Source organism: Candidatus Burkholderia verschuerenii, assembly GCF_001189365.1.
Taxonomy (GTDB): domain Bacteria; phylum Pseudomonadota; class Gammaproteobacteria; order Burkholderiales; family Burkholderiaceae; genus Caballeronia; species Caballeronia verschuerenii.
Map to the genome: position 1 here is coordinate 23,502 of NZ_LFJJ01000010.1, position 24,103 is coordinate 47,604.

Sequence of the window (24,103 nt, forward strand, 5' to 3'; positions counted from 1 at the left end):
GCATCAGGTATGGCAACGATCGGTTTTATCGGACTCGGCATCATGGGCGCGCACATGGCGCGCAATCTCCTGAAGGGCGGCCACAAGCTCGTCGTGAACGGCAAGTTCCCGGTGCCCGACGATATCCGCTCGCAGACGCAAGTCGTCGACGATTCGACGGCCGTCGCGCAAGCCAGCGAGATCGTCATCACGATGGTCCCCGACACGCCCGATGTCGCAGCCGTGCTGTTCGCCGATGACGGCGTCGCCAACGGCCTCACGAAGGGCAAGCTCGTGATCGACATGAGCTCGATCAACCCGCTCGACACCCAGGAGTTCGCCAAGAAGATCAACGCGCTCGGCTGCGATTATCTCGATGCGCCGGTCTTCGGCGGCGAAGTCGGCGCACGCGAGGCGACGCTGACGATCATGGTCGGCGGCCCGGAAAAGTCGTTCAATCTCGCCAAGCCGCTGTTCGATCTGATGGGCAAGAACATCTCGCACATCGGCGATAACGGCGCGGGACAGACCTGCAAGGTCGCGAACCAGATCATCGTCGCGCTGAATATCGAAGCCGTCGCCGAAGCGCTGTTGTTCGCGGCACGCTCGGGTGCCGATCCGGAGCGCGTGCGTAAGGCACTGATGGGCGGCTTCGCGGCATCGCGCATTCTGGAACTGCATGGCGAGCGCATGACCAAGCGCACGTTCAACCCGGGCTTCCGGATCGAACTGCATCAGAAGGACTTGAATCTCGCGCTCGACGGCGCGCGCAAGATGGGCCTCGCCCTGCCCCACACCGCCAGCGCGCAGCAGTTGTTCAGCGTGTGCGCGGCGAACGGCGGAAAGGCGTGGGATCACTCGGCGATGGTGCGTGCGCTCGAGATCATGTCGAACTTCCAGGTGGCCGACGAGCCGCAGCAGGCGAAAGCCGCTGCGTAACGACGAACACCTGAACCGTGGGGCGTCCCGCGTATGGGCACGCGGGACAAATGCCGCTCTGGGCTGAAGGCGGCAAGTGGGGTCCGAGAAGCGGCACCCGGCGGTGCGCCGGGGAAGCCTTGGTCGGTCAGACGGTTTGTCGTCGGGTGTCCGCGTCGGATTTTCCCGTATTTCGAGAACGCGAACGTCATGTTCGCGTTTTTGCTTTTAGTACTTGTCGAAAACGCGTTGCATGTCCGGCGCGTTGGCGGCCAGCGCCAGCATCAGCAGCACGCGCGCCTTGTAGGGATTCAGCGTGCCCGCGCTGACCGTGCCGAGCGCTTCGTCCGATGCTGCGCCGTTGCGCATCACATGACCCGAACCCACACGCGACGAACGCACGACCGCGACGCCCTGCTTCACCGCATCGGCGAGTGCGTCGGTGAGGCTCGCGTGCATCGAGCCGTTGCCCGTGCCCGCGACCACGATGCCCTTCACGCCCGCCTGCACCATCGCATCGATGCCGACTCGCGACGCGCCCGCATAGCTCGCGACGATCTCGACCATCGGCCATTGATCGCCGATCGCGAATTCGCTCGATGTCGTATGCGCGCGCGTGACGCCGCGCTGAAACTCGACGCGGCCGTCCTGCACGAAGCCGAGCACGCCCGTTTCCGGCGAGCGGAATGCATCGACAGCATAGGTGCTGGTTTTGGTGACGTCGCGCGCGCTGTGAATCTGGTTGTTGAACGCGACCATCACGCCTTGCGCCTGCGCGCTTGCGGACGCCGCGACCGTCACCGCGTTGAGCAGATTGAGCGGACCATCGGCGGATAGCGCAGTCGACGGACGCATCGCCGCCGTCAGCACGACGGGCTTCGCGCTCTTCACCGTCAGATGCAGCAGATACGCGGTTTCTTCGAGCGTATCGGTGCCATGCGTGACGACTACGCCGTCGATATCGTCCTGCGCGAGCAGTTCGTTGATGCGCGTCGCGAGCTTCGTCCACAGCGCCGAACTCATGTCCTTGCTGTCGATGCTCGCAATTTGCTCGGCATGGATTCGTGCGACGGATGCGAGCGCGGGCACGGCGTCGAGCAGCTTGTCGACGCCGACGACGCCCGCTTTATAACCCGTCGTGTTCGATGCATCGCCCGCCTGGCCCGCGATGGTGCCGCCGGTCGCCAGCACCGCGATGCGTGGGAGAGAGTGAGGTGTGTTCATGCCGGCGATTGTAAATCAGCCGGCATGCTTTCAAGCGGCTTCGCGCAGGTGCGAGGCGATCTGCGCTTCGCTCAGTTGCGGCGCGAACATTTCGATCATCCGATACGCATATGCGCGCAAAATCGCGCCCTTGCGCAGGCCGACGCGCGTCGTGCTCGCTTCGAACAGATGCTGCGTATCGAGCGCGACGAGTTCGGAATCGCGCTTCGCGTCGTAGGCCATCGCCGCGACGATGCCCACGCCCATGCCGAGCTCGACGTACGTCTTGATCACGTCGGCGTCGATGGCGGTCAGCACGATATCGGGAATCGCGCCGGCGCTGGCGAAGGCCTGGTCGATATGCGAACGGCCGGTGAAGTCGTTGTCGTACGTGACGATCGGATACTCCGCGATCTGTTCGAGCGTGATGTTCTCGCGCCCGACGAGCGGATGATCCTTCGGCACCACGACCGTGTGATGCCACGAATAGCACGAGAACGTGACGATATCCGGATAACGGTCGAGCGCCTCGGTCGAGATGCCGATATCCGCTTCGCCGTTGATGATCATCTGCGCGATCTGTTGCGGACTGCCCTGACGCAAGGCCAGATGCACCTTCGGAAATACTTCGGTAAACTGTCGAATCACCTTCGGCAACGCGTAACGCGCCTGCGTATGCGTGGTCGCGACGACCAGATGCCCGTTGTCCTGATCCGCGAACTGGCGCGCGACGCGGCGCAGATTCTCCGCGTCCAGCAGCATCCGCTCGATCAGTTGATGCACTTCCTTGCCGGGCTCGGTGAGACCCGTCAGGCGCTTGCCGCGCCGGATGAAAATATCGACGCCGAGTTCGTCCTCGAGATCCTTGATCTGCTTCGACACGCCCGATTGCGACGTGTACAGCACGTTCGCGACTTCGGTCAGATTCATGTTCTGACGCACGGCCTCGCGCACGAAGCGCAATTGCTGGAAATTCATGTTTGCCTCTCCCTTGATGCTCTTTTTATGTCATTGCGCTGGAAAAACACGCAGCGCGCGCGGCACGGCGGTGACACCATCGCCGATATCGAGCTTCAACGCGCGCCATGCTTCCCGGTCCAGTTCCGCTTCGAGCACGCCGCCCGCGTTGCCCGCGAGTTCGACGCGCACCGAGCCGCCCAGCGTCACCACGCGCCGCACGTCCACGACGATGCCATCGCGATGCGCGCCATCCGCCGGATACAGCGCGAGGTCGTGCGGCCGCACATACGCGAGCGCGCGTCCCGCGAACGACGCCGGAGTCGCGATGGCACGCGTCGCGCCATCGGCGACGAAACCGTTCGCATCGACCTGACCTTGCAGCTGGTTCGCCGCACCGAGGAATTCGTACACGAAGGACGTCTGCGGATGATCGTACACGTCTTGCGGGCTGCCGACCTGCTCCACGTGACCATGATTCATCACGACGATGCGATCCGCCACTTCCAGCGCTTCTTCCTGATCGTGCGTGACGAACAGCGTCGAGATATGCAGATCGTCGTGCAGGCGGCGCAGCCAGCTTCGCAGCTCCTTGCGGACCTTTGCATCGAGCGCGCCGAAGGGTTCGTCGAGCAGCAGCACTTTCGGCTCGACGGCCAGCGCCCGCGCCAGCGCGATCCGCTGCCGCTGCCCGCCCGACAGTTCCGACGGAAAGCGTTGCGCGAGCCAATCGAGTTGCAACGAGCTTCAGCAGTTCATGCACTTTCTCGCGGATCTTCGCCTCCGACGGACGCTCGCGACGCGGCTTTACGCGCAGATCGAACGCGACGTTTTCGAACACCGTCATATCGCGGCTTTACGCGCAGACCGAACGCGACGTTTTCGAACACCGTCATATGGCGGAACAGCGCGTAATGCTGGAACACGAAGCCCACTTGCCGCTCGCGCGCGCCGACTTGCGCGACGTCCTCGCCGTGCAGCACGACCTGACCCGCATCGGCGAATTCGAGGCCGGCGATCACGCGCAACAGCGTGGTCTTGCCGCAGCCCGACGGCCCGAGCAGCGCCACCAGTTCGCCCGCCGGAAAATCGAGCGTGACGTTATCGAGCGCGGTGAAATCGCCGAAGCGCTTTTGCAGATTGCGTACGTTGATGCTCATGATGTGCCTGCCTTCAGTTCTGTGCCGTGGCTACGGCTTTCGTTTCGTCGGCGGCTTGCGTCATGCGCCGCTCCGCAATCAGCTTGAGTCCCAGCGTGACGAGCGCCAGCAAGGCAAGCAGCGATGCCACAGCGAACGCCGCCGAGAAGTTGTATTCGTTGTAGAGGATTTCGACATGCAGCGGCATGGTGTCGGTCTGTCCGCGAATGTGGCCCGATACGACCGACACCGCGCCGAATTCGCCCATTGTGCGCGCGTTGCAGAGGATCACGCCGTACAGCAGGCCCCATCGCACGTTCGGCAAGGTCACGCGCCGGAAAATCTGCCAGCCCGATGCACCGAGCACATGCGCCGCCTCTTCCTCTTCGTTGCCCTGCGATTGCATCAGCGGAATCAGCTCGCGCGCGACGAACGGGAACGTGACGAAGATCGTCGCCAGCACGATGCCCGGCACCGCGAAAATGATCTGCACGTCGTGATCGGCGAGCCACGGGCCGAACCATCCTTGCGCGCCGAACATAAGCACATAGATGAGACCCGAGATGACCGGCGACACCGAAAACGGCAAGTCGATCAGCGTCGTCAGCAGCGCCTTGCCGCGAAACTCGAACTTAGCGATCGCACACGACGCCGCCAATCCGAAGGCGACATTCAGCGGCACGGCGATAGCCGCCGTCATCAGCGTGAGCTTGATCGCGGCCCACGCGTCGGGATCCTTCAACGACTCGAAGTAATAGTCGAAGCCCTTCGCGAACGCCTGCACGAACACCGCGACCAGCGGCACGAGGAGAAACAGCGCGAGAAACGCCAGCGCGATGCCCGTCAACAGCCAGCGCACCAGACGCGGCTCGGTGACAGGATTGAGCGTGTGCGCATCGCGGCGCACCGGCGCGTTCAAAGGCAGCACGCGGCTCATGCGAGTTCTCCCGCGATCTGCGTCACCGGCGCCGCGCCCGTCTTGCTGGTGCGGCGTTGCAGGAACCATTGCAGCGTGTTGATCAGCAGCAGCATCAGGAACGACACGCACAGCATGACGACCGCAAGCGCCGTCGCGCCGGCATAGTCGTACTGTTCGAGCTTGGTGATGATCAGCAGCGACGTGATCTCCGACTTCATCGGCACATTGCCCGCGATGAAAATCACCGAGCCGTACTCGCCGAGCGCGCGCGCGAACGCCAGCGCGAAGCCCGTCAGCAAGGCCGGGAGCAGCGAAGGCAGCACGACGCGCCGAAACGTCAGCCAGCGCGATGCGCCGAGACACGCGGCCGCTTCTTCCTGCTCGCGCTCGAAGTCTTCGAGCACCGGCTGCACGGTCCGCACGACGAATGGCAAGCCGATAAACGTCAGCGCGACCAGCACGCCCAGCGGCGTAAATGCGACTTTCAACCCGAGCGGTTCGAGATACTGTCCGATCCAGCCGTTGTTCGCATAGACCGCCGCGAGCGAGATACCGGCGACGGACGTCGGCAACGCGAACGGCAGATCGACGATGGCATCGACCACGCGCTTGAACGGAAACGTATAGCGCACCAGCACCCACGCGACCAGAAAGCCATGCACGCGCCACCGAGCGCCGCGCCGAAGGTCAGCCGATACGACGCCAGCACGCGCGGCGATGTCACCGCGCGCACGAACTGCGGCCAGTGCAGCGTCGCGGTCTTGGCGAAGGTAGCGGCCAGCGGAATCAGCACCACGAGGCTCAGATAAGCCAGCGTGATGCCGAGCGTCAGACCGAAGCCGGGTAACGCGCTCGGCTTCCTGAAAGTGAAGGTGCTCATCCTTGAATCTTCCTTTGCGCCGGGGAAGCGCCTGCGACACGAGCGACGCGCGGCGTCATGGTCGCGCCGCGTCGTCGTAGAACCGAAATTGCGGCTCTTATTGCGGTTGATAGATCGAATCGAACACACCGCCATCCGCGAAATGCGTCTTTTGCGCCTTGGCCCAGCCGCCGAAAGTGTCGTCGACGGTATAGAGCTTGAGCTTCGGAAACTGCTTAGTCAGCGACGCCGGCACCTTGTCCGAACGCGGCCGATAGAAATTGCGCGCCGCGATCTCCTGCCCTTCCTCGCTATACAGATACTTGAGATACGCCTCGGCCAGCTTGCGCGTGCCGTGCTTGTCGACGACCTTGTCCACCACCGCGACCGGCGGCTCCGCCAGAATGCTCACCGACGGCACGACGATCTCGAACTTGTCCGGGCCGAATTCCTTCAGCGACAGAAACGCCTCGTTTTCCCAGGCGATCAGCACATCGCCCTGACCGCGCTGCACGAAGCTGGTGGTCGCGCCGCGCGCGCCGGAATCGAGCACACCGGCATTCTTGTAGAGCTTGGTCACGAAGTCCTTGGCGGTCTGCTCGTTGCCGCCCGGCTGATGCAGCGCATACGCCCACGCCGCCAGATAGTTCCAGCGCGCGCCGCCCGAGGTCTTCGGATTCGGCGTGACGATCGACACGCCTGGCTTGGTCAGATCGTTCCAGTCCTTGAGATGCTTCGGATTGCCCTTGCGCACCAGAAACACGATCGTCGACGTGTACGGCGATGCGTTGTCCGGCAGACGCTTCTGCCAGTCTGCGCCGACGATGCCCTTCGACGCCAGCGCGTCGATGTCATAGGCCAGCGCGAGCGTGACGACATCGGCCTGCAAGCCGTCGAGTACCGCGCGCGCCTGACCGCCCGAGCCGCCGTGCGACTGCTTGAAGGTGACGGTCTCGCCCGTTTCCGCCTTCCACTTCTTCGCGAACGCCTGATTGAAGTCCTGATACAGCTCGCGCGTGGGATCGTAGGACACGTTCAGAAACGACGTGTCGGCGTGCGCCGGTGCGACTGCGCCGATGCTCGCGGCCGCGAGTGCCGCCACTGCGAACGCGCGTCGCAATCCGCTTTTGATGCTTTGCATTCCCCGTTCTCCGTCTTATCGAATTGACGGAATCAGTCTATCGAGCGGTCTATATGATTAGAAATAGTCGTTTTTCAGTCTTTTATACGAAAAACTGCTAAGAAGCTTATTCCTCGCTGGAAAAAGCCCGCGCCGACGAAAACGCCCGTCCGGGACGCGCGCCGTCCCGAACTTAAAGTAAAGCTTGAAATGCGCTCGATACTGTATAAAAATACAGTCACCTGTCCATCCATACAGTGCATCTCCACGTTAGCGGGGGCTCGAGCCAGTGACCACCAAGACCAACAAACTCACCGCGCGGCAACAGCAGGTGTTCGAACTCATCCAGCGCGCGATCGACCGCACGGGCTTTCCGCCCACGCGCGCCGAGATCGCGGCGGAACTCGGCTTCAGTTCGGCCAACTCCGCCGAGGAACATCTGCGGGCGCTGGCGCGTAAAGGCGTCATCGAACTGGCGGCGGGTTCGTCGCGCGGCATCCGGCTGCTGAATCCGCAGGCGGACGATTCGCTGCGCGACGAGCCGCATCAGTTCACCTTGCCGCATCCGAGCATCATGCAGTTGTCGTTGCCGCTGGTCGGGCGTGTCGCGGCAGGTAGCCCGATTCTCGCGCAAGAGCATATTTCGCAGCACTACGCTTGCGACCCGGCGCTGTTTTCGAGCCGGCCGGACTATCTGCTGAAGGTGCGCGGTCTGTCCATGCGCGACGCGGGTATTCTCAACGGCGATCTGCTCGCGGTGCAGAAGCGCAATGAAGCGAAGGACGGGCAAATCGTCATCGCGCGTCTGGGCGACGATGTCACCGTCAAGCGCTGGAAACGTCATCGCGACGGTGTCGAACTGATCGCGGAGAACCCAGACTACGAGAATATTTTCGTGCGTTCCGGCAGCGCGGATTTCGCGCTGGAAGGCATTGCAGTGGGTCTGATTCGTTCAGGCGAATTCTGACGGCACGAACAGTTGCGCGTTGTCCACATTCGCGTCTCATCCTCGCGAATTTGCTGAAAAACGCCCGCACGGCGAGACATGAAGTGTCCCGGTCGTAGCGCACTATAAGTCTCAGCATCTCAACGTCAGCAACTGCTTCGTAGTTCAACACATATCAAGGACGACGGTCGCCTCGCGGCGCGCCGCAGTGCGTTCTATCGCCTGGAGAGTCATCATGGAACGCTTTGCCCGCCTGTTGCCCTTTCGCCAATTCGGTCGTCTGCGCCATCTGCGCACGCTGATTTCCTGCGGCGTCGCGCGTCCGAAAGCCACGCCCGATCTCTTCGACGACATGCCCGCGCTGCCGTCGCGTCAGCCGGCTTTTGCGCGCGTGTCGCTTAATAGCGGCGTGCATGCCGAACCCGAGCGGCGCGCGCCCGTGCGCGTGTATCGTGGCGAATCGCGCGTGATTCTGGTCGGCAAGATCGATGAAGTGTCGCGCATGCTGGATCGTTGCATCGACGAGGAACGGGCCGGTATTCGCGGCGGCATTCTGGCCTGACTCTGGACTGACTTTCGGCGGTCAATGTGGGCTTCGGCACGTATGGCGACGAATCCGGAGGCGACGTCGGGATTTATCCGGCGCGAGGACGGTCAATTTCTGACCGTCCTTACGTCAAGAGGCTTCGCTTTCGCATGTCCCGCACTACCCGATCCGTCGTTATCGCGCTGGTCGTCGTTCTCGTCGTCGCGGCGTTCGGTTTCGTTTATGCATCGCCGTATATCGCGCTGGATCGCGTGAAACGCGCCGCCGACGCGCGCGATGCACAGACCGTCAACGAATACGTCGATTTTCCCGCGCTGCGGGCGAGTCTCAAGGAACAGGTCGCGGCGCTGCTGACGCGGCGCGTCGATATTCAAAGGACCGGCAATCCGCTCGCCATCATCGGTGCAATGATCGGCGCGGCCGTCGTCGGTCCTTTGGTGGATTCCTACGCGACACCGGAAGGCGTCGCCGCGATCCTGAACGGCATTCCGCCGCGCGGCAATCCGGGCGAGCGTCCGCCCGAACCTCGAACGGACGCTGCGGTCGTCGCCAGCGCACCGCCCGCCGCAGCGGTTTCCGGCGCGACGGCGCAGCAAACCGCACCGACATCCGCACCGAAGCCGCCGCAAACCACCGCCGGATATCGTGACGTCAACACGTTTATCGTCACCTATCAGCACGGCGCGGGCGATGCGCGCTATTCCGCGATCTTCCATCGCAGCGAGTTGATCGACTGGAAGTTGGTCGGCGTGGATCTGAACGGTTGATCAGGCGTTTGCCTCGGCCTTGACCGGCTTGGCGGCGTATGCGGCTTCGTCTTCCTCTTCGGCCGATTCGCCCGCCTGACACACGGCCACCAGAATGCTGCATTTGACGCGATCGAGCAGCGGTGTGTTGCCCGCGCCCATCCACCAGCGCGACAAACCGCTGCGGCATCGGTGGCCTACGACGACCAGATCCACCTTCAGGCTTTCCGCCAGATTCGCGATTTCATCGATCGGATGGCCGAACGCAAAATGTCCCTGCGCGTGCAGGCCGCGCTCCGTGAGCCAGTCGACGCCTTCCTGAAGGATGTCGCGCGCGGCGTCCTCGAAACGGCCGCACGCCATATCGGTTAGCAGTCCCGCGCTCTGCGCGATGCTCGAACGCATATCCACGACCGCGAGCACGTGCGCTTCAGCGTTCAAATCCAGCGCCAGATTCGCGCCCTGACGCAGCGCCTTGCGGCCTTCCCATGAGCCGTCGTAACACAGCAGGATCTTTCTATAGCTTGTCATTTCAACCTCCCTGCCGCTGGCTTGCGCGTGGCGCGGCTAAACATGTGCTTACGTCGTTCGAATGAATGAGACGTGACTTCATCATCCGGTGTCGATTCGTGCGTGGCAACGCTGGAAAACGCTAACTAAAGTTGACCTCACAAGGACTATTGGGCAATTGCCAAGCGGACACCGTGCCAGCTTGCGGAAAGCCTTGCCGCACAGGCTTGCGGCACCACGCAGCGACGCGCGCACGCCACCGCCCGCACAGCTTTGACACCCGCGCGCCGCGCCCGGTTGCACGCGAGCGCCGCGATGGTGCATTGGATTACACTAGCCGGCTGGATTTCCCGACGCGGAACGAGTGCATGACCGATCAAACATTGCAGACGCAAGCGCCGATGCCGCCCGACGATGACCAGGCGCCGGCCATCGAATTCAGCGACGTGAGGAAGCATTACGGCGCCAAACGCGTCGTCGACGGCCTGTCCTTCGACGTGCGGCCCGGCGAATGCTTCGGCCTGCTCGGACCGAACGGCGCGGGCAAGACGACGACGCTCAAAATGCTGCTCGGCATGACGTCGCCCGATAGCGGCGTGATCAGCCTCGTCGGCGAGCCGGTGCCTGCGCGCGCCCGTTTCGCGCGGCAACGCGTGGGCGTCGTGCCGCAATTCGACAATCTCGATCCCGATTTCACCGTCCGCGAAAACCTGCTCGTATTCGGCCGATACTTCGGGCTGGCCGGCGCGCGCATGGAAGCGCTGGTGCCGTCGCTGCTCGAATTCGCGCGTCTGGAAAGCAAGGCCGATGCGCGCGTCGGCGAGTTGTCGGGCGGCATGCGGCGCAGGCTCACGCTGGCGCGCGCGCTCGTCAACGATCCCGATGTGCTGGTGATGGACGAACCGACCACCGGACTCGATCCGCAGGCGCGTCATCTGATCTGGGAGCGGCTGCGTTCGCTGCTGGCGCGCAGCAAGACCATCCTGCTGACCACGCATTTTATGGAAGAAGCCGAGCGCCTGTGCGACCGGCTTTGCGTAATCGAGGAAGGCCGCAAGATCGCCGAGGGCCGTCCGCGCGAACTGATCGCATCGGTGATCGGCTCGGACGTGATCGAGATTTTCGGGCCAGATCCGCAGGCGCTCGCCGCCGAACTCGAGCCGTTCGCGGAGCGCATCGAAATCAGCGGCGAGACGCTGTTCTGCTACGTCGACGATCCGCAGGCCGTGCATGCGCGCGTGAAGGGCCGCGCCGATGTGCGCTATCTGCATCGTCCGGCGAATCTGGAAGATGTGTTTCTGCGTCTGACGGGCCGCGAGATGGTGGACTGACCGAACCACGATATGAATACCTTCGATTCCTCCCGCACTGCTGCCAAGCGCGCGCGCAAACAGCCGGCCAATGCGCCGAGTCTCTCGCCGATGTCCAGCGCCCTGCCCGCCAACGCCACGCACTGGATGTCGGTATGGCGGCGCAACTACCTCGTGTGGAAGAAGCTCGCCATCGCGTCGATGATCGGCAATCTCGCCGATCCGATGATCTATCTCTTCGGCTTGGGCCTCGGTCTCGGGCTGATGGTCGGCCACGTGGACGGCGTGTCGTATATCGCCTTCCTCGCGGCGGGCACGACGGCATCGAGCGTGATGATGTCGTCGTCGTTCGAGGCGATGTATTCGGGCTTTTCGCGCATGCATGTCCAGCGCACGTGGGAGGCGATCATGCATACGCCGCTCACGCTCGGCGATATCGTCGTGCTCGGCGAGATCATCTGGGTCGCGAGCAAGTCGGTGCTGTCGGGTATTGCGATCATGATCGTCGCGGGCGCGCTGGGTTATGCGAGCTTTCCGTCGATGCTGATCGCGGTGCCGGTGATCGTGCTGACCGGCCTCGCCTTCGCCAGCACGGCGATGGTGATCACCGCGCTCGCGCCGAGCTACGACTTCTTCATGTTCTATCAGACGCTCGCCCTCACGCCGATGCTGCTGCTTTCCGGCGTGTTCTTCCCCGTGACGCAGTTGCCCGATATCGCGCGGCATGTGACGCAGGTGTTGCCGCTCTATCACGCGGTCGAGCTGATTCGTCCCGCGATGCTCGCGCGTCCGATGGACGCGGTGGCGCTGCACGTCGGCGTGTTGATCGCGTATTCGGTCGTGCCGTTTCTGCTGTGCGCGTGGCTGTTTCGTCGGCGCATGATGAAATAAAAAAGCGGCGATGGATTCATCGCCGCTTCGCATCGCTCCGTTTCAACGCGCCTTACTTCACCGGATACTCCTTGTGCCCGCCGAAGCCGAAGCGCATCGCCGACAACATGCGTTCGGGGAACGACTCGGCATCGCGCGAGCGGAATCGCGTGTAAAGCGCCGCCGATAGCACCTGTGCGGGCACCGCTTCCTCGATCGCCGCTTCGATGGTCCAGCGCCCTTCGCCGCTATCCGCGACTTCCGCCGAATACTTGTCGAGCGAGCCATCGCCCGCGAGCGCACCGGCCGTCAGATCGAGCAGCCACGACGACACGACGCTGCCGCGCCGCCAGACTTCGGCGATATCGGCGAGATCGAGGTCGTAACGCTCGTTCTCCGTGAGCTCTTTCGAATCCTTGTGCTTGAGGATATGAAAGCCCTCGGCATACGCCTGCATCAGCCCGTACTCGATGCCGTTGTGCACCATCTTCACGAAGTGTCCCGAGCCGACCGGGCCGCAATGCATGTAGCCGTTTTCCACGCGCGCATCGCGTCCTTCGCGTCCCGGCGTTTCGGGGATATCGCCGCGTCCGGGTGCTAGCGTCGCGAGAATCGGATCGATGCGGCGCACCACGTCATCCTCGCCGCCGATCATCATGCAATAGCCGCGCGTCAGGCCCGACACGCCGCCCGACGTGCCGACATCGACGTAGTGGATGCCCTGCTCCTTGAACTGCGCGGCGCGGCGGATATCGTCCTTGTAGAAGCTGTTGCCGCCGTCGATCACGACATCGTCGCGGCCGAGCAGCTTGCTCAGATCGCCGAGCGTGTCTTCGGTGATCTTGCCCGCGGGCAGCATCAGCCACACGACGCGCGGCGCTTCCAGTTTCGCGACCAGTTCGCCGAGATCCTTCGCGCCCGCCGCGCCTTCCTTGACGAGCGCGTCGGTTGCATCCGGCGAGTGGTCGTACACCACGCACTGATGCCCGCCCCGCATGAGCCTGCGTCCGATGTTGCCGCCCATGCGCCCCAGTCCTACGATGCCGATCTGCATGATGGAATCACTCCTTGCCGTTGTTTTTCACGCGTTCGATCTGTTTCTTCGCGGCCTCGTAGACCTTTTCCGGCGTAAAGCCGAACTTGGTCTTGAGCGCCTTCAGCGGCGCGGACGCGCCGAACGTATGCATGACGATCTGCGAACCGAGACGCCCCGTGTAACGGTCCCAGCCGAGCGTCGCGGCCTGCTCGACGGACACGCGCGCGTGCACGCCGGACGGCAGCACCGATTCCTTGTACGCCTCGTCTTGCTTCTCGAAGATATCCCACGACGGCATCGACACGACGCGCGCCGCGATGCCTTCGCTCTTCAACTTTTCGTACACCTCGATACACAGCGACACTTCGCTGCCCGTCGCCATCAGGATGACTTCGGGCTTCTTGCCGCCGTCGGCATCGGCGAGCACGTAGGCGCCGCGACGCGTGCCTTCCGCCGATGCGTACTTCTTGCGATCGAAGGTCGGCAGCGGCTGACGCGTCAGCACGATGCACGACGGCTCCTTGTTATACGACAGCGCGACGCGCCACGATTCGCCGACTTCGTTGGCATCGGCGGGACGCAGCAGCGTGAGGCCCGGCACCGCGCGCAATGCGGCGAGCTGTTCGATAGGCTGATGCGTCGGACCATCTTCGCCCACGCCGATGGAATCGTGCGTGAAGACGTAGACGACGGGCACTTCCATGATCGCCGAGAGCCGAATCGGCGGCTTCATATAGTCGCTGAAAATCAGGAACGTCGATGCATACGCGCGCATGTTCGAGAGCGCCATGCCATTCGCGACCGAACCCATGCCGTGCTCGCGAATGCCAAAGTGCAGATTGCGGCCGGCGTAGTTGTCGGCTTCGAAACTGCCCGCGCCGTCGAACTTCAGATTCGTTTTCGTCGACGGCGACAAGTCCGCCGCGCCGCCGATCAGCCAGGGAATGCGCTGCGCGAGCGCGTTGAGCACCTTGCCCGACGAATCGCGCGTGGCGAGGCCTTTCTCGTCGGCTTCGAAAGTGGGAATCGCGCTTTCCCAGCCTTCGGGCAGCTTCGTGGCGAACATTTCCGATGCTTGCTTCGCGAGATCGGGATTCGACTTTTCGTAAGCCTTGAAGCGCTCGACCCATTCGGCGTGCAGCTTTTTGCCGCGCGCGCCGAAGCCATCGGCAAAGTGCTGCATCACGCCGTCGGGCACGTAGAACTGCTTGTCTTCCGGCCAGCCGTAGAACTTCTTCGCGGCCTTGACTTCGTCTTCGCCGAGCGCTTTGCCGTGCGCGCTCGCGGTGTCCTGCTTGTTCGGCGCGCCCCAGCCGATGATGCTCTTCACCACGATCAGCGTCGGCTTGTCGTTGAACGACTTGGCCTTGTTGATGGCGGCTTCGAGTTCGTCGGCGTTGTTGACGTCGTTCACATGCAGCGTGTTCCAGTTGTAGCCGTGGAAACGCGCCTCGACGTCGTCGCTATAAGCCAAGTCCGTGTGGCCTTCGATCGTCACGCGATTGCTGTCGTAAATCCAGATCAGATTCGACAGCTTCAGATGCCCCGCCAGCGACGCCGCTTCGTGCGATACGCCTTCCATCATGCAGCCGTCGCCGCATAGCGCGTAGACGCGGTAGTCGAACAGCGTGTCGCCGCCCTGGTTGAAGTGCGCTTCCTTCCAGCGCGCCGCCATCGCCATGCCGACGCTGTTGCCGAGACCTTGCCCGAGCGGTCCGGTCGTCGTTTCGACGCCGGTCGTCATGCGATATTCCGGATGCCCCGGCGTCTTGCTGTCGAGCTGGCGAAAGCTCTTGATATCGTCGAGCGATACGGCGGCCTTGCCGGTCGGCTTGCCGTGTTCGTCGACTTCCTTGACGCCGGTGAGGAACAGCGTCGAATACAGCAGCATCGACGCATGCCCGACCGACAGCACGAAGCAGTCGCGATTCGGCCACAAGGGCGCGTCGGGATCGTAGCGGAGATGGTTCTGGAACAGATGGAACGCGACCGGCGCGAGCGCCATCGGCGTGCCGGGGTGGCCGGAGTTGGCCTTCTGCACGGCGTCCATCGAAAGCGTGCGGATGGTGTCGATCGTCAGGCGATCGAGATCTTTTGCTTGTGTTGCTTCAGACATGAGCGACGACTCCTTTGCGAAGAGCGCGCTGGGTACGGGAGGCGCCGCAGCGGGCAACCAGGACCATCGAGCAAATGCGGTGCCTCGTGCAGGCTGGCGCCGCATTCGCGTGTGATGCAGAGACGGTGTGCGCGTCGCGGGCCTCGAACGAGGGCCACGGCGGCGTAAAGAAGCTTCGGTTGGGCACGACCGTGCCAGGATAGTTCAAACCTCGGGCCGTCCGTCCGCGCGAGCATCCATGCTGACACAAACGCGGCGCTTGCGCCCCGCACGCGCCCAAATCCCTGTCGCGGCAGGCATTTTTTCGCAGCGCGCGCAGATTCCTTCGGCCAGCTTACGGCGCGGGATTCGGCTGGAGTTCGTGCAGCGCGTCGATCTCGGCGAGGATTTCATCGGACAGTTCGATGTCTACGCTGTCAATGTTTTCCTTCAGTTGCGGCATCGTCGTCGCGCCGATCAGGTTGCTGGTCGTAAACGGCCGGCTGTTGACGAAGGCGAGCGCGAATTGCGCCGGCGTCAGGCCATGCCGTTTGGCGAGTTCGACGTAACGCGTGATCGCGGCGACCGAGTGCGGCTTGCTGTAGCGCGCGAAGCGTTCGAACAGCGTGATGCGCGCGCCCGCCGGACGCGCGCCGCCTTCGTACTTGCCCGACAGCCAGCCGAAGGCGAGCGGCGAATACGCGAGTAGCCCGACGCCTTCCTTGTGCGTGAATTCCGACAGCCCCGTCTCGAACGTGCGATTCACGAGGCTATACGGATTCTGAATGCTGACGATTTTCGGCAACCCCGCTTTCTCCGCCGCGCGCAGAAACTGCGCGACGCCCCAGGGCGTTTCGTTCGATACGCCGATGTGACGAATCTTGCCCGCCTTCACCAGTTCGCCGAGCGCGGCCAGCGTTTCCTCGATGGGCACCGTGTATTCGTCGTCAATATACGGATAACCGGGGCGGCACGAATGTCATCGTGCTGCGATCGGGCCAGTGCAATTGATACAGATCGACGTAATCCGTCTGCAGGCGCTGCAGGCTGGTATCGATCGCCGAAAAGAGGTTCTTGCGATCGAACTGGTTCTCCGCGCCGCGAATATGCCGCGGATTGTGCGGCTGTCGCGCCAGCCCGGCGATCTTCGTCGCCAGCACGATCTCCGCGCGCTTGCCCGGATTCTTCGCGAGCCAGGTGCCGATGTACTGCTCCGTGAGGCCCTGTGTTTCCGGACGCGGCGGCACCGGATACATCTCGGCGGCATCGATCAGATTGACGCCTTGCGCGAGCGCATAGGTAATCTGCTCGTGCGCCTCGGCTTCGGTGTTCTGCTCGCCCCAGGTCATGGTGCCCAGCCCGATTAGGCTGACGTCGACACCCGAATCTCCGAGTTTGCGAAACTTCATCGTAGGTTCCCTCTTGTTGGCGTTGTGTGTGTTGCTTGTCGGCGCTTTGTACGGCGAGCGCGTGCAAAGCGCGCGGGCAGTCGCAAAACCTACCATAGCGGCGCGAGACCTGCTCTCGCGGCTAGAATGACGCCCTGCCCACCAGCGTTCCGGAGTTCCCGCCGATGCTGTCCGCCGCCGGTTCCAACGACACTTCCCGCGAACAGAAAGGCGCGTCGCTGATCATCACGCTGGTCGCGGCGACCTTCTTCATGGAGAACCTCGACGGCACCATCATCGCGACCGCGCTGCCGCAGATGGCGCATTCCTTCGGCGTGCATCCCGCCGACATGAGCCTCGGCATCACCGTGTATCTGCTGACGCTCGCCGTGTTCATCCCGATTTCCGGATGGGCCGCCGACCGCTTCGGCCTGCGCACGGTGTTCGGCAGCGCGATCGCCGTGTTCACGGCCGCCTCCGTGCTGTGCGCGACCACCACGACGCTGCCCGCCTTCGCCGCCGCGCGCGTGCTGCAAGGCATCGGCGGCGCGATGATGGTGCCGGTCGGCCGCCTCGCCGTGCTGCGCGCGACGAAAAAGGACGACCTGATGCGGGCGATTGCGATCATCACCTGGCCCGGGCTGGTCGCGCCGGTGATCGGGCCGCCGCTGGGCGGATTCATCACGACCTATTCGTCGTGGCGATGGATTTTCTATCTCAACGTGCCGCTCGGCATCGTCGGGCTGCTGCTGACGCTGCGCTATATCGACAACGTGCGCGAAGATACGCAACGCCGCTTCGATCTGCCCGGTTTCGCGCTGTGCGGCATCGCCTGCACGACGCTGCTCTACGCGATGGAACTGGTCGGCCGCACCGACGCCGATTGGCCAATGATCGGCGCGCTGGTGGCAGTGGGCGCGGTGGCAAGCGTCGCGTCGTACTGGCATTTGCGGCGCGCGGCGCAGCCGGTGGTCGATCTGTCGGCGCTGAAGGTGAAAACCTTCGCCGTCGCGATGGGCGGCGGCTCGCTGTTTCGCATCGCGATCAGCGCCGCGCCGTTCCTGCTGCCGCTGATGTTCCAGGTCGGCTTCGGCATGAACGCGTTCGAATCCGGGCTGCTGACGCTCGCGGTCTTCGCCGGCAATCTGTCGATGAAACTGATCACCACACAGGTGATGCGGCGTTTCGGCTTCCGGCCAGTGCTGATCGTCAACGGCGTGCTGGCGGCGTTATCGCTCGCCGCGATGAGTCTCCTCACGCCATCGACGCCAAAATTCGCGATCGCCGTCGTGCTGTTCGCGAGCGGCCTGTCGCGCTCGCTGCAATTCACCGCGCTCAACACGCTGAGCTTCGCCGATGTCCCGAAGACGCAGATGAGCGGCGCGTCCGCGCTCTCCAGCACGCTCTTTCAAATGACGATGGGCGTGGGCGTCGCGGTCGGCGCGATCGCGTTGCGGTTCGGCGAATGGCTGCACGGGCACGACGCGCATTCCATCGGCCCGGAGGATTTCAGCGTCGCGTTCCTGATCGTGGCGCTGGTCGGGCTGCTCGGCGTGGCCAACCTGTTCGGGCTCGCGCGCGACGCGGGCGCGCTGGTCTCGGAGCATCGCAAGGAAAAGGCGTAGTTTTTTGCGGCGGCAATTTAAGTTTTGCGCGCGTTCGGCCGTTAACGCTGGTATGAACACGCACAGCCTCGATTCGATCGCCGCCCTCAGCGAGGCGATCGCCGCCATCCGCCACGCGCGCGGCCTGAAGAACCCGGACGATCTGCCGCAAGGATCGCCCGAGTGGAAAGCCGCCAGCGACGCGTTCGCCGAAGACTTCATCCGCGGTCTCGACGGCGAGCCGTCGGTGCGCGCCTGGTGGTCGCTCTGAACCTTCCCCGCCTGTAAGTCATCGGAAAGGGCGTGCTTCAGCGCGCCCTTTTTGCATTCGCCGCACTTTCGGCGAATCTCCCGGCATCGGTAAATTCGGGACGGACGAGCGAACGCTCCTTCCCCGAAACATCGCCCGCGCGAGTCAACTTTTGCTTTTTCGGTGAACGTTTGCGCGCCTCTATCAAGTCGCCCGCCGTCGTGCCGAAATCTGACATATCGCCAAAATCAATCCGGGAGTTGCCAGTGAAGTGGGCAATGTCTTTACTCGCGTCCATCGCGATCGTCGCCGTGACGGGCTGTGCGCAAATGCCTGCGCAACCTGCCGCGTCGGCCGACAAGCCGCCGGTCGCGGCCAGCATCATCAGCTTCGAAATTCCCGCTGACGTGCTCGGCGCGCGCGATCCGCAACTCGCCGCCGTGCTCGCCAAGGCCGGCGCGCTCGCCGCCGCGCAAAAAACGCCGACCACGATTCTCGTGACCGCGCTCGCGCAAGACCTGCCGTACATCAATCAGGCGATCTGGAAAGGCGTGCCCGCGCGCCATGCCGTCAAGCTGAGCCTGGAAAACCTGACCGCCGGCGCGCTTCAGCCGTACAGCGTGTCGATCAAACCGACGCAGGGAGGCTGACCGCATGCGCGCCCTCATCCTCTGCACGATGCTGTTCCTCTCGACGCACGCCTTCGCGGGCGCGCTCGACGTCACCGCGCCTGCGACCACGCAAGTGTTCGCCGCGACGATGCCCGCTTCCGCCAAGGTCTATCCGCCGCTGCCGACGCTCGCGATGCTGCCGCCCTCCACCAGCGAAGACGACGATGCGCCGCTCGCAAAAACGTCGTCGAAGAAGTCGAAGAAAGTGCGCCGCGTTGTCGATTGCCGATGCAGCGCGCCCGAGCCGCGCCTCGTCGTATCGGACGAATCGCGCACTTATCTGAAGGATGTCGATTCGCGGCTCGACGCCGCGCTCGCCCGCTGACCGCTTTCGCACAAGGAGTCCGCTGATGCTTCACCCGACACGCCGATCGTTCGTGGCCGCCGTGGCGCTGAGCCTGTCGCTCGCGTCGATTGCCGCGCACGCCGACGATTGCTTCGAGCAGGCCGGCGCTTATCAGGGCGTCAATCCGCTGGTGCTGCGCGCCGTGGCGTGGCGCGAATCGAAAGGCGATGCCGCCGCGATCAATCACAACGCCAACGGCTCGATCGATATCGGTCAGTTGCAGATCAACTCGATCCACTTTTCCGATCTGAAGCGCGAAGGCATACCGCATCGCGCGCTGATGGATCCGTGCGTGAACGTGTTCGTCGCCGCGTGGCTGATGAAGCAGAAGATGGTGAAGTACGGCAATACGTGGCGCGCGATCGGCGCGTATCACTCGGAATCGCCCAAGCAGCGCGATGCTTACGCGCGCAGCATCCAGCAGATTCTGGTCAGCTGGGGCGAGCCGCGTCCCGCGATGTAAGCGCGGGACGCGGCTCGCCTTAAAGCTGCATCATGCCGCCGTCGATCACGATTTCCGTGCCGACGATAAACCCCGATTCCGGCGATGCCAGATGCAGCACCGTCGCCGCAACTTCATCGGCCCGGCCGAAGCGGCCGATCGGAATTTGCGCGAGCAGTTGCGCGGCGGTTTCATCGTCGAGACCGAGCTTGTCGTGCAGTGGCGTCGTGACCGGGCCGGGACTGACCACATTCACGCGCACGCCGCGCGGCAGCAATTCCGCCGACAAGGTTTTCGCGAACGACACGAACGCCGCCTTGCTCGCCGCGTAGATCGACGACATCGGCATGCCGATATGCGCGTTGATCGACCCGTTCAGCACGATCGACGCGCCCTTGTTCAGCAGCGGCAACAGCGACTGAATCTGGAAGTACGGCCCCTTCACGTTGATCGCGAACGTCTCGTCCCACGCGTTTTCGGTGATGTCGGCGAACGGCCCGAACGTGGCGATGCCCGCGTTGACGAACACCGCATCGAGCGTGATGTGCTCGTTGCTCAGACGTTGCGCCAGTTCGCGCGCCGCCGCCACGGTGCCGGCGACATTGCGAATCGCCAGCGCCTTCGCGCCCAGCGTGGCGCGCGCCTTTTCGAGCGATGCCTCGTCGCGGCCCGTGATGACGACGCGCGCGCCATCGTTTGCAAACGCCTGCGCCGTTGCGAGACCGATGCCGCTATTGCTGCCGGTGACCAGAACTGTCTTGCCTTCGAAGCGATTCATGACGTTCTCCTTGTGAACGTTGATCAGTGTGAAGGCAGTATGGATCGGCGTTCGCGCCTTGCCGTACGAGGTTTTCGATCGAAACGTGCGAAATCGTCGAACGTGTTGCGTCAGCGATCGTTGGCCATGCCTTTCAGACGATCGTTGCCGGCATCGCGGGCGGCATCGGCGGTGGCGAAGTTTTCCTCGGAGACCATTGCGCGTCGGACCTCGCGCGATTCGAAATCGACCAGCGCCATCACCCAGACGAACCCGCCGGATTGCTCCGCGGTCGTGACGAAAGCCTTCAGATTGCCCTCATTCGACGATGCCATGCTGACCTCCTCGCTCGTTGATATGCGCCATGCGGCGCGAACTAATGCTAAGCCTCGAAATCGAGCCCGCCGACGAGTACCGTCGCCTCGGCCTGCGAACGCGAGATGAGATCGATCTCGCGCACGCCTTCCCAGGCCCTGAGCTTCGCGCCGATCGATTCGAGATATCGCAGAAAACGCGCCTCCCCGTCGGGACGCAACAAACGGACGATTTCGTCGTCGTCCCAGGTCAGGAAGACGTTCAGATCGAAGGGATAACGGCTGCCGCGCTCGCCGATGCCATGACGCGCCGCGCTCGCATGCAGCCGCGTCGGCAGCAGCAGATTTTCAAACGGCACGAACTCGACGCGAACGCCGCGATCCAGCACGCGCGCGACTTCCGCGACGATGCGCGGCATGAATTCGGTCTCGAAGCGCAGCGCCTGTTCGCGATTCAATGCGTCCTCCGTGACACGTGACCGGACGAGCCGGATGCGTCAGACAGGCGGCAAATCTTCCAGCGATTTCTCGATCTGCCCGTCCTGCACGCGCGCCTCGATGCCGACATGCCCGTTCGCATACGGCAGCGCGGTGACTTTCGGCCCGAGAAAAGTTCGTCCGCCCAGCGTGAAGAGCGTGCGGACTTCTTCGCCGCGCTTGATGACATCGACGACCTGATGCACGTCCACGATGGTCGTGGGCGCGGTCCAGTCGTTGGTGGATTGATCGAAGCTGCCCCAGCGCACACTGGTCACACGATCGTTGACCCAGCGCACGCCGTCGATCGCCAAAGTAGCCATGACTGCCTCCGTTTGCGTCGGACGGGGTGAGAAATTAATGCTAGCACGGTGCGGATGAGGCGACGTGGGGTCGTATCGGGGCAGTTTCGGGCACGCCGCTAGGCCGTTCATGGATGAGGATGTGGCTTGGCCTGCTACGGTAAAATCGCGAATTGGCTGTATTACGATGCCCGTCCCTTTTCTTATCGCCGCCGTTCGCCTATGTCCGCCGTCTCTCCCGCCGTTTCGACCATCAGCCCGCGCCGCGTGTCCGTTGCACCGATGATGGACTGGACCGATCGCCATTGCCGTTCGTTGCATCGGCTGGTGTCGCGTCATACGTGGCTGTACACCGAAATGGTCACCACCGGCGCGTTGCTGTACGGCGATGTCGCGCGGCATCTGGCGTTCACGCCCGCCGAAGCGCCGGTCGCGCTGCAACTAGGCGGCAGCGAACCGGCCGATCTCGCCAAGAGCGCGAAGCTCGGCGAGCAATGGGGCTATGACGAGATCAACCTGAATTGCGGATGCCCGTCCGAGCGCGTGCAGCGCGGCGCATTCGGCGCGTGCCTGATGAAAGAGCCGGCGCTCGTCGCCGATTGCGTGAAGGCGATGCGCGACGCAGTGTCGATTCCGGTGACGGTGAAGCATCGCATCGGCGTGGATGCCGTGGAAGAGTACGAGTTCGTGCGCGATTTCGTCGGCACGGTGGCGGACGCGGGCTGCGACGTGTTTATCGTGCACGCGCGCAACGCGATTCTCAAAGGTCTGAGCCCGAAGGAAAATCGCGAAATTCCGCCGCTCAAGTACGAATATGCGTATCGGCTGAAGCAGGATTTTCCGCATCTCGAGATTTCGATCAACGGCGGCATCAAGACGCTGGACGAAGTGGAAGAACATCTGAAGCACGTCGATGGCGTGATGCTCGGACGCGAGGCGTATCACAACCCTTACGTGCTCGCGGGCGTGGATGCGCGTTTCTACGGCGCAGCCACGCCGATGCCCATGCACGAGGAAATCGAAACCGGCCTCATCGACTATGCGCGTGCCGAACTGGCGCGCGGCACCTACCTCGGCGCGGTTACGCGGCATGCGCTCGGGCTGTATCGCGGTGTGGCGGGTGCGCGGGGCTGGCGGCGCGTGCTGTCGGACAACAAGCGGCTGTCGACCGGCGATCTGTCCGCTTTCGACGAAGCGCGCACTTATCTGCGCGACGCGCTCGAAACGGTGGAATCGTAAGCGCGCGATTTATGTCCGCGAAAAAGGATGCTCGAAAGGACTAGGCAAGCGCAATTTTAGTTCGTATAATTTCAATTTTTCGTTGAACAAGCTTTCCGAAGCGAGTTCAGGCAGAAGCAAGTTGTTCCAGTGGTGGCTGTAGCTCAGTTGGTAGAGTCCAGGATTGTGATTCCTGTCGTCGTGGGTTCGAGTCCCATCAGCCACCCCAGCAGAATTTCGAACGGCACTGTGCAAAACGCAGTGCCGTTTTTGCTTTGAAGCATCATTTTCGCTTCGGCATTCACGAATCTTGCGCCGCGTAATAAGTCATTCTTTGAGACCGCGTGCCATCGACTGGCGCGCCTCATACGCGGAGACGAATCATGTCGAAGAAACTCATCGCGGCCTGCGCGCTTTTTTGCGCCACGCTCGCCGCTCACGCACAAACCGGCAAGCCCGACGACGGCGCATCGATGGTCAAGCCGCCGCCATCGTCCGGCGCGCCGTCCGCGAATGGCGCCCGTCCGAGCAGCCCCGACGACATGCCCGTGAAGCGTCCCACCGCGCCGCCCGGCAGCGATCGCATGCTGCATAACAATCCTGCGAGCGACGCCATCGCGAAGTAGCAGCACGCACGGCTCACGCCACCCGAAACCCGCGCAAATCGCGCCCGAATGCCCGGGCGCGGCCACTATAATGGCGCACGTTTCGATCTTCGGAGAAAACCGCGCGTCACGCCAAGCGGTTCAGCCAATGCAAAAAGTCATTCTGCCGTCCGTCTCAGGTTTTCTCGCTGCACTGTTTTTCAGGGAATCCGCCCTCGCCTTGCTCCACGCGGCAGGCGTCATCGATCCGGCGGGATTTTCCACCGTTCCGTTTCTTCCGCTGGGCATTCCGGAATTCATCGCCAACGCGCTGTGGAGCGCGATCTTCGGCATTCTGATGGCGTGGCTGCTGCGCGTGTCGCCGGAGCATCGCGCGCCGTGGATCGGCTCGCTCGTGTTCGGCGGCATCGTGCTGACGGCGGTCGGCGCGTTCGTGATCGATCCGGCGCGCGGCATCTGGCCGAACGGCAATATGCTGCCGCGTCTCGCGCCGAACTTCATCGCCAATGCAATCTGGGGCTGGGGCGCGCTCGTGTTCATGCGCGCCTTCATGGCGGGCAGCGACGCAGAGTAAA

The 24,103-nt window shown here is 63.3% G+C and carries 26 protein-coding genes, 1 tRNA gene and 3 pseudogenes; 15 read left to right on the top strand and 15 right to left on the bottom strand.

Translation table 11 applies throughout. From position 1 onward, the window contains the following. Positions 1–9: 9 nt before the first annotated feature. Complete coding sequence (locus BVER_RS03990; RefSeq protein ID WP_050452181.1) at positions 10–918, top strand: 2-hydroxy-3-oxopropionate reductase; 909 nt, start codon at positions 10–12, stop codon at positions 916–918. Between the two features lie 207 nt (positions 919–1,125). Here BVER_RS03990 and BVER_RS03995 read toward each other — a convergent pair whose 3' ends face one another. From BVER_RS03995 to BVER_RS04020, 6 genes and pseudogenes are all read right to left on the bottom strand, one after another. Continuing rightward, positions 1,126–2,121, bottom strand: a complete 996-nt coding sequence (locus BVER_RS03995) for an asparaginase (protein ID WP_083452033.1) — start codon at positions 2,119–2,121, stop codon at positions 1,126–1,128. Between the two features lie 30 nt (positions 2,122–2,151). Then, entirely contained in the window at positions 2,152–3,078 is a 927-nt protein-coding gene (locus BVER_RS04000; protein WP_050452183.1) for a CysB family HTH-type transcriptional regulator, read from the bottom strand. A 30-nt stretch (positions 3,079–3,108) separates the two neighbouring features. Beyond that, positions 3,109–4,217, bottom strand: a pseudogene (locus tag BVER_RS35115) (sulfate/molybdate ABC transporter ATP-binding protein). 13 nt (positions 4,218–4,230) lie between these two features. Next, complete coding sequence (cysW, locus tag BVER_RS04010) at positions 4,231–5,133, bottom strand: sulfate ABC transporter permease subunit CysW (protein ID WP_050452184.1); 903 nt, start codon at positions 5,131–5,133, stop codon at positions 4,231–4,233. Further along, positions 5,130–5,995 (bottom strand): annotated as a pseudogene (gene cysT / locus BVER_RS04015) (sulfate ABC transporter permease subunit CysT). The gene cysW and the pseudogene cysT overlap by 4 nt, the downstream one beginning before the upstream one ends. 97 nt (positions 5,996–6,092) lie before the next feature. Then, positions 6,093–7,115: a sulfate ABC transporter substrate-binding protein gene (locus BVER_RS04020; protein WP_050452185.1), complete on the bottom strand. Its 1,023-nt coding sequence runs from the start codon at positions 7,113–7,115 to the stop codon at positions 6,093–6,095. A gap of 268 nt (positions 7,116–7,383) precedes the next feature. On the opposite strand from BVER_RS04020, the gene lexA reads away from it, so the two are divergent. The 3 genes from lexA (at position 7,384) to BVER_RS04035 (ending at position 9,354) form a co-directional block, all read left to right on the top strand. Further along, the gene (lexA, locus tag BVER_RS04025; protein WP_050452186.1) at positions 7,384–8,061 is read left to right on the top strand and encodes a transcriptional repressor LexA; all 678 of its coding nucleotides are present in this window, start codon (positions 7,384–7,386) and stop codon (positions 8,059–8,061) included. Positions 8,062–8,275: 214 nt separating this feature from the next. Continuing rightward, positions 8,276–8,602 carry a hypothetical protein gene (locus BVER_RS04030; protein ID WP_050452187.1) on the top strand — a complete coding sequence of 109 codons (327 nt, stop codon included), beginning with the start codon at positions 8,276–8,278 and terminating at the stop codon, positions 8,600–8,602. A gap of 134 nt (positions 8,603–8,736) precedes the next feature. Continuing rightward, on the top strand, positions 8,737–9,354 hold the full coding sequence (locus BVER_RS04035; protein WP_050452188.1) for a DUF2939 domain-containing protein: 618 nt from the start codon (positions 8,737–8,739) through the stop codon (positions 9,352–9,354). Here the strand turns inward: BVER_RS04035 and BVER_RS04040 are convergent, their stop codons facing one another. Continuing rightward, positions 9,355–9,864: a universal stress protein gene (locus BVER_RS04040; protein ID WP_050452189.1), complete on the bottom strand. Its 510-nt coding sequence runs from the start codon at positions 9,862–9,864 to the stop codon at positions 9,355–9,357. A 347-nt stretch (positions 9,865–10,211) separates the two neighbouring features. On the opposite strand from BVER_RS04040, the gene nodI reads away from it, so the two are divergent. Together nodI and BVER_RS04050 are read left to right on the top strand one after the other, a co-directional pair. Beyond that, the gene (nodI, locus tag BVER_RS04045) at positions 10,212–11,174 is read left to right on the top strand and encodes a nodulation factor ABC transporter ATP-binding protein NodI (protein WP_050452190.1); all 963 of its coding nucleotides are present in this window, start codon (positions 10,212–10,214) and stop codon (positions 11,172–11,174) included. Between the two features lie 90 nt (positions 11,175–11,264). Then, the gene (locus BVER_RS04050) at positions 11,265–12,044 is read left to right on the top strand and encodes an ABC transporter permease (RefSeq protein WP_050452214.1); all 780 of its coding nucleotides are present in this window, start codon (positions 11,265–11,267) and stop codon (positions 12,042–12,044) included. A 52-nt stretch (positions 12,045–12,096) separates the two neighbouring features. On the opposite strand, the gene gnd is transcribed toward BVER_RS04050, so the two are convergent. The 3 genes and pseudogenes from gnd to BVER_RS04065 all read right to left on the bottom strand — a co-directional run bounded on the left by gnd (position 12,097) and on the right by BVER_RS04065 (position 16,563). Beyond that, positions 12,097–13,077 carry a phosphogluconate dehydrogenase (NAD(+)-dependent, decarboxylating) gene (gene gnd, locus BVER_RS04055; protein ID WP_050452191.1) on the bottom strand — a complete coding sequence of 327 codons (981 nt, stop codon included), beginning with the start codon at positions 13,075–13,077 and terminating at the stop codon, positions 12,097–12,099. A gap of 7 nt (positions 13,078–13,084) precedes the next feature. Next, entirely contained in the window at positions 13,085–15,175 is a 2,091-nt protein-coding gene (gene tkt, locus BVER_RS04060) for a transketolase (protein ID WP_050452192.1), read from the bottom strand. Positions 15,176–15,509: 334 nt separating this feature from the next. Then, positions 15,510–16,563: pseudogene (locus tag BVER_RS04065) on the bottom strand (NADP(H)-dependent aldo-keto reductase). Positions 16,564–16,727: 164 nt separating this feature from the next. Here BVER_RS04065 and BVER_RS04070 point away from each other — a divergent pair. Together BVER_RS04070 and BVER_RS04075 are read left to right on the top strand one after the other, a co-directional pair. Further along, the gene (locus BVER_RS04070) at positions 16,728–18,167 is read left to right on the top strand and encodes an MFS transporter (protein WP_050452193.1); all 1,440 of its coding nucleotides are present in this window, start codon (positions 16,728–16,730) and stop codon (positions 18,165–18,167) included. A gap of 52 nt (positions 18,168–18,219) precedes the next feature. Next, positions 18,220–18,417, top strand: a complete 198-nt coding sequence (locus tag BVER_RS04075; RefSeq protein ID WP_050452194.1) for a hypothetical protein — start codon at positions 18,220–18,222, stop codon at positions 18,415–18,417. Positions 18,418–18,454: 37 nt separating this feature from the next. On the opposite strand, the gene BVER_RS31160 is transcribed toward BVER_RS04075, so the two are convergent. Further along, positions 18,455–18,694: a hypothetical protein gene (locus BVER_RS31160; protein ID WP_157055921.1), complete on the bottom strand. Its 240-nt coding sequence runs from the start codon at positions 18,692–18,694 to the stop codon at positions 18,455–18,457. Between BVER_RS31160 and BVER_RS04080 the strand changes: the two genes are divergently transcribed. Genes BVER_RS04080 through BVER_RS04090 form a run of 3 tightly spaced genes read left to right on the top strand, consistent with a single transcriptional unit; the run spans position 18,675 to position 19,876 of the window. Beyond that, positions 18,675–19,046 (top strand): hypothetical protein, encoded by a 372-nt coding sequence (locus BVER_RS04080; protein WP_050452195.1) that lies wholly within the window; start codon positions 18,675–18,677, stop codon positions 19,044–19,046. The genes BVER_RS31160 and BVER_RS04080 overlap by 20 nt on opposite strands. Positions 19,047–19,050: 4 nt before the next feature. Further along, positions 19,051–19,392 (top strand): early set domain-containing protein, encoded by a 342-nt coding sequence (locus BVER_RS04085; RefSeq protein ID WP_050452196.1) that lies wholly within the window; start codon positions 19,051–19,053, stop codon positions 19,390–19,392. 25 nt (positions 19,393–19,417) lie between these two features. After that, entirely contained in the window at positions 19,418–19,876 is a 459-nt protein-coding gene (locus BVER_RS04090; RefSeq protein WP_050452197.1) for a lytic transglycosylase domain-containing protein, read from the top strand. A 19-nt stretch (positions 19,877–19,895) separates the two neighbouring features. Here the strand turns inward: BVER_RS04090 and BVER_RS04095 are convergent, their stop codons facing one another. The 4 genes from BVER_RS04095 to BVER_RS04110 all read right to left on the bottom strand — a co-directional run bounded on the left by BVER_RS04095 (position 19,896) and on the right by BVER_RS04110 (position 21,726). After that, positions 19,896–20,633, bottom strand: a complete 738-nt coding sequence (locus tag BVER_RS04095; protein ID WP_050452198.1) for an SDR family oxidoreductase — start codon at positions 20,631–20,633, stop codon at positions 19,896–19,898. A 110-nt stretch (positions 20,634–20,743) separates the two neighbouring features. Continuing rightward, positions 20,744–20,947, bottom strand: a complete 204-nt coding sequence (locus BVER_RS04100) for a hypothetical protein (RefSeq protein WP_050452199.1) — start codon at positions 20,945–20,947, stop codon at positions 20,744–20,746. A 47-nt stretch (positions 20,948–20,994) separates the two neighbouring features. After that, entirely contained in the window at positions 20,995–21,384 is a 390-nt protein-coding gene (locus BVER_RS04105; protein WP_157055922.1) for a DUF5594 family protein, read from the bottom strand. Positions 21,385–21,423: 39 nt separating this feature from the next. Beyond that, on the bottom strand, positions 21,424–21,726 hold the full coding sequence (locus BVER_RS04110; RefSeq protein ID WP_050452200.1) for a hypothetical protein: 303 nt from the start codon (positions 21,724–21,726) through the stop codon (positions 21,424–21,426). Between the two features lie 201 nt (positions 21,727–21,927). On the opposite strand from BVER_RS04110, the gene dusA reads away from it, so the two are divergent. The 4 genes from dusA to BVER_RS04130 all read left to right on the top strand — a co-directional run bounded on the left by dusA (position 21,928) and on the right by BVER_RS04130 (position 24,102). Continuing rightward, positions 21,928–22,944 (top strand): tRNA dihydrouridine(20/20a) synthase DusA, encoded by a 1,017-nt coding sequence (gene dusA, locus BVER_RS04115; protein ID WP_050452201.1) that lies wholly within the window; start codon positions 21,928–21,930, stop codon positions 22,942–22,944. Positions 22,945–23,076: 132 nt separating this feature from the next. After that, a tRNA-His gene (locus tag BVER_RS04120) sits at positions 23,077–23,152 on the top strand. A gap of 154 nt (positions 23,153–23,306) precedes the next feature. Continuing rightward, complete coding sequence (locus BVER_RS04125) at positions 23,307–23,549, top strand: hypothetical protein (RefSeq protein WP_050452202.1); 243 nt, start codon at positions 23,307–23,309, stop codon at positions 23,547–23,549. A 127-nt stretch (positions 23,550–23,676) separates the two neighbouring features. Continuing rightward, on the top strand, positions 23,677–24,102 hold the full coding sequence (locus BVER_RS04130) for a hypothetical protein (RefSeq protein WP_050452216.1): 426 nt from the start codon (positions 23,677–23,679) through the stop codon (positions 24,100–24,102). The last annotated feature ends 1 nt before the right edge of the window (position 24,103 follow it).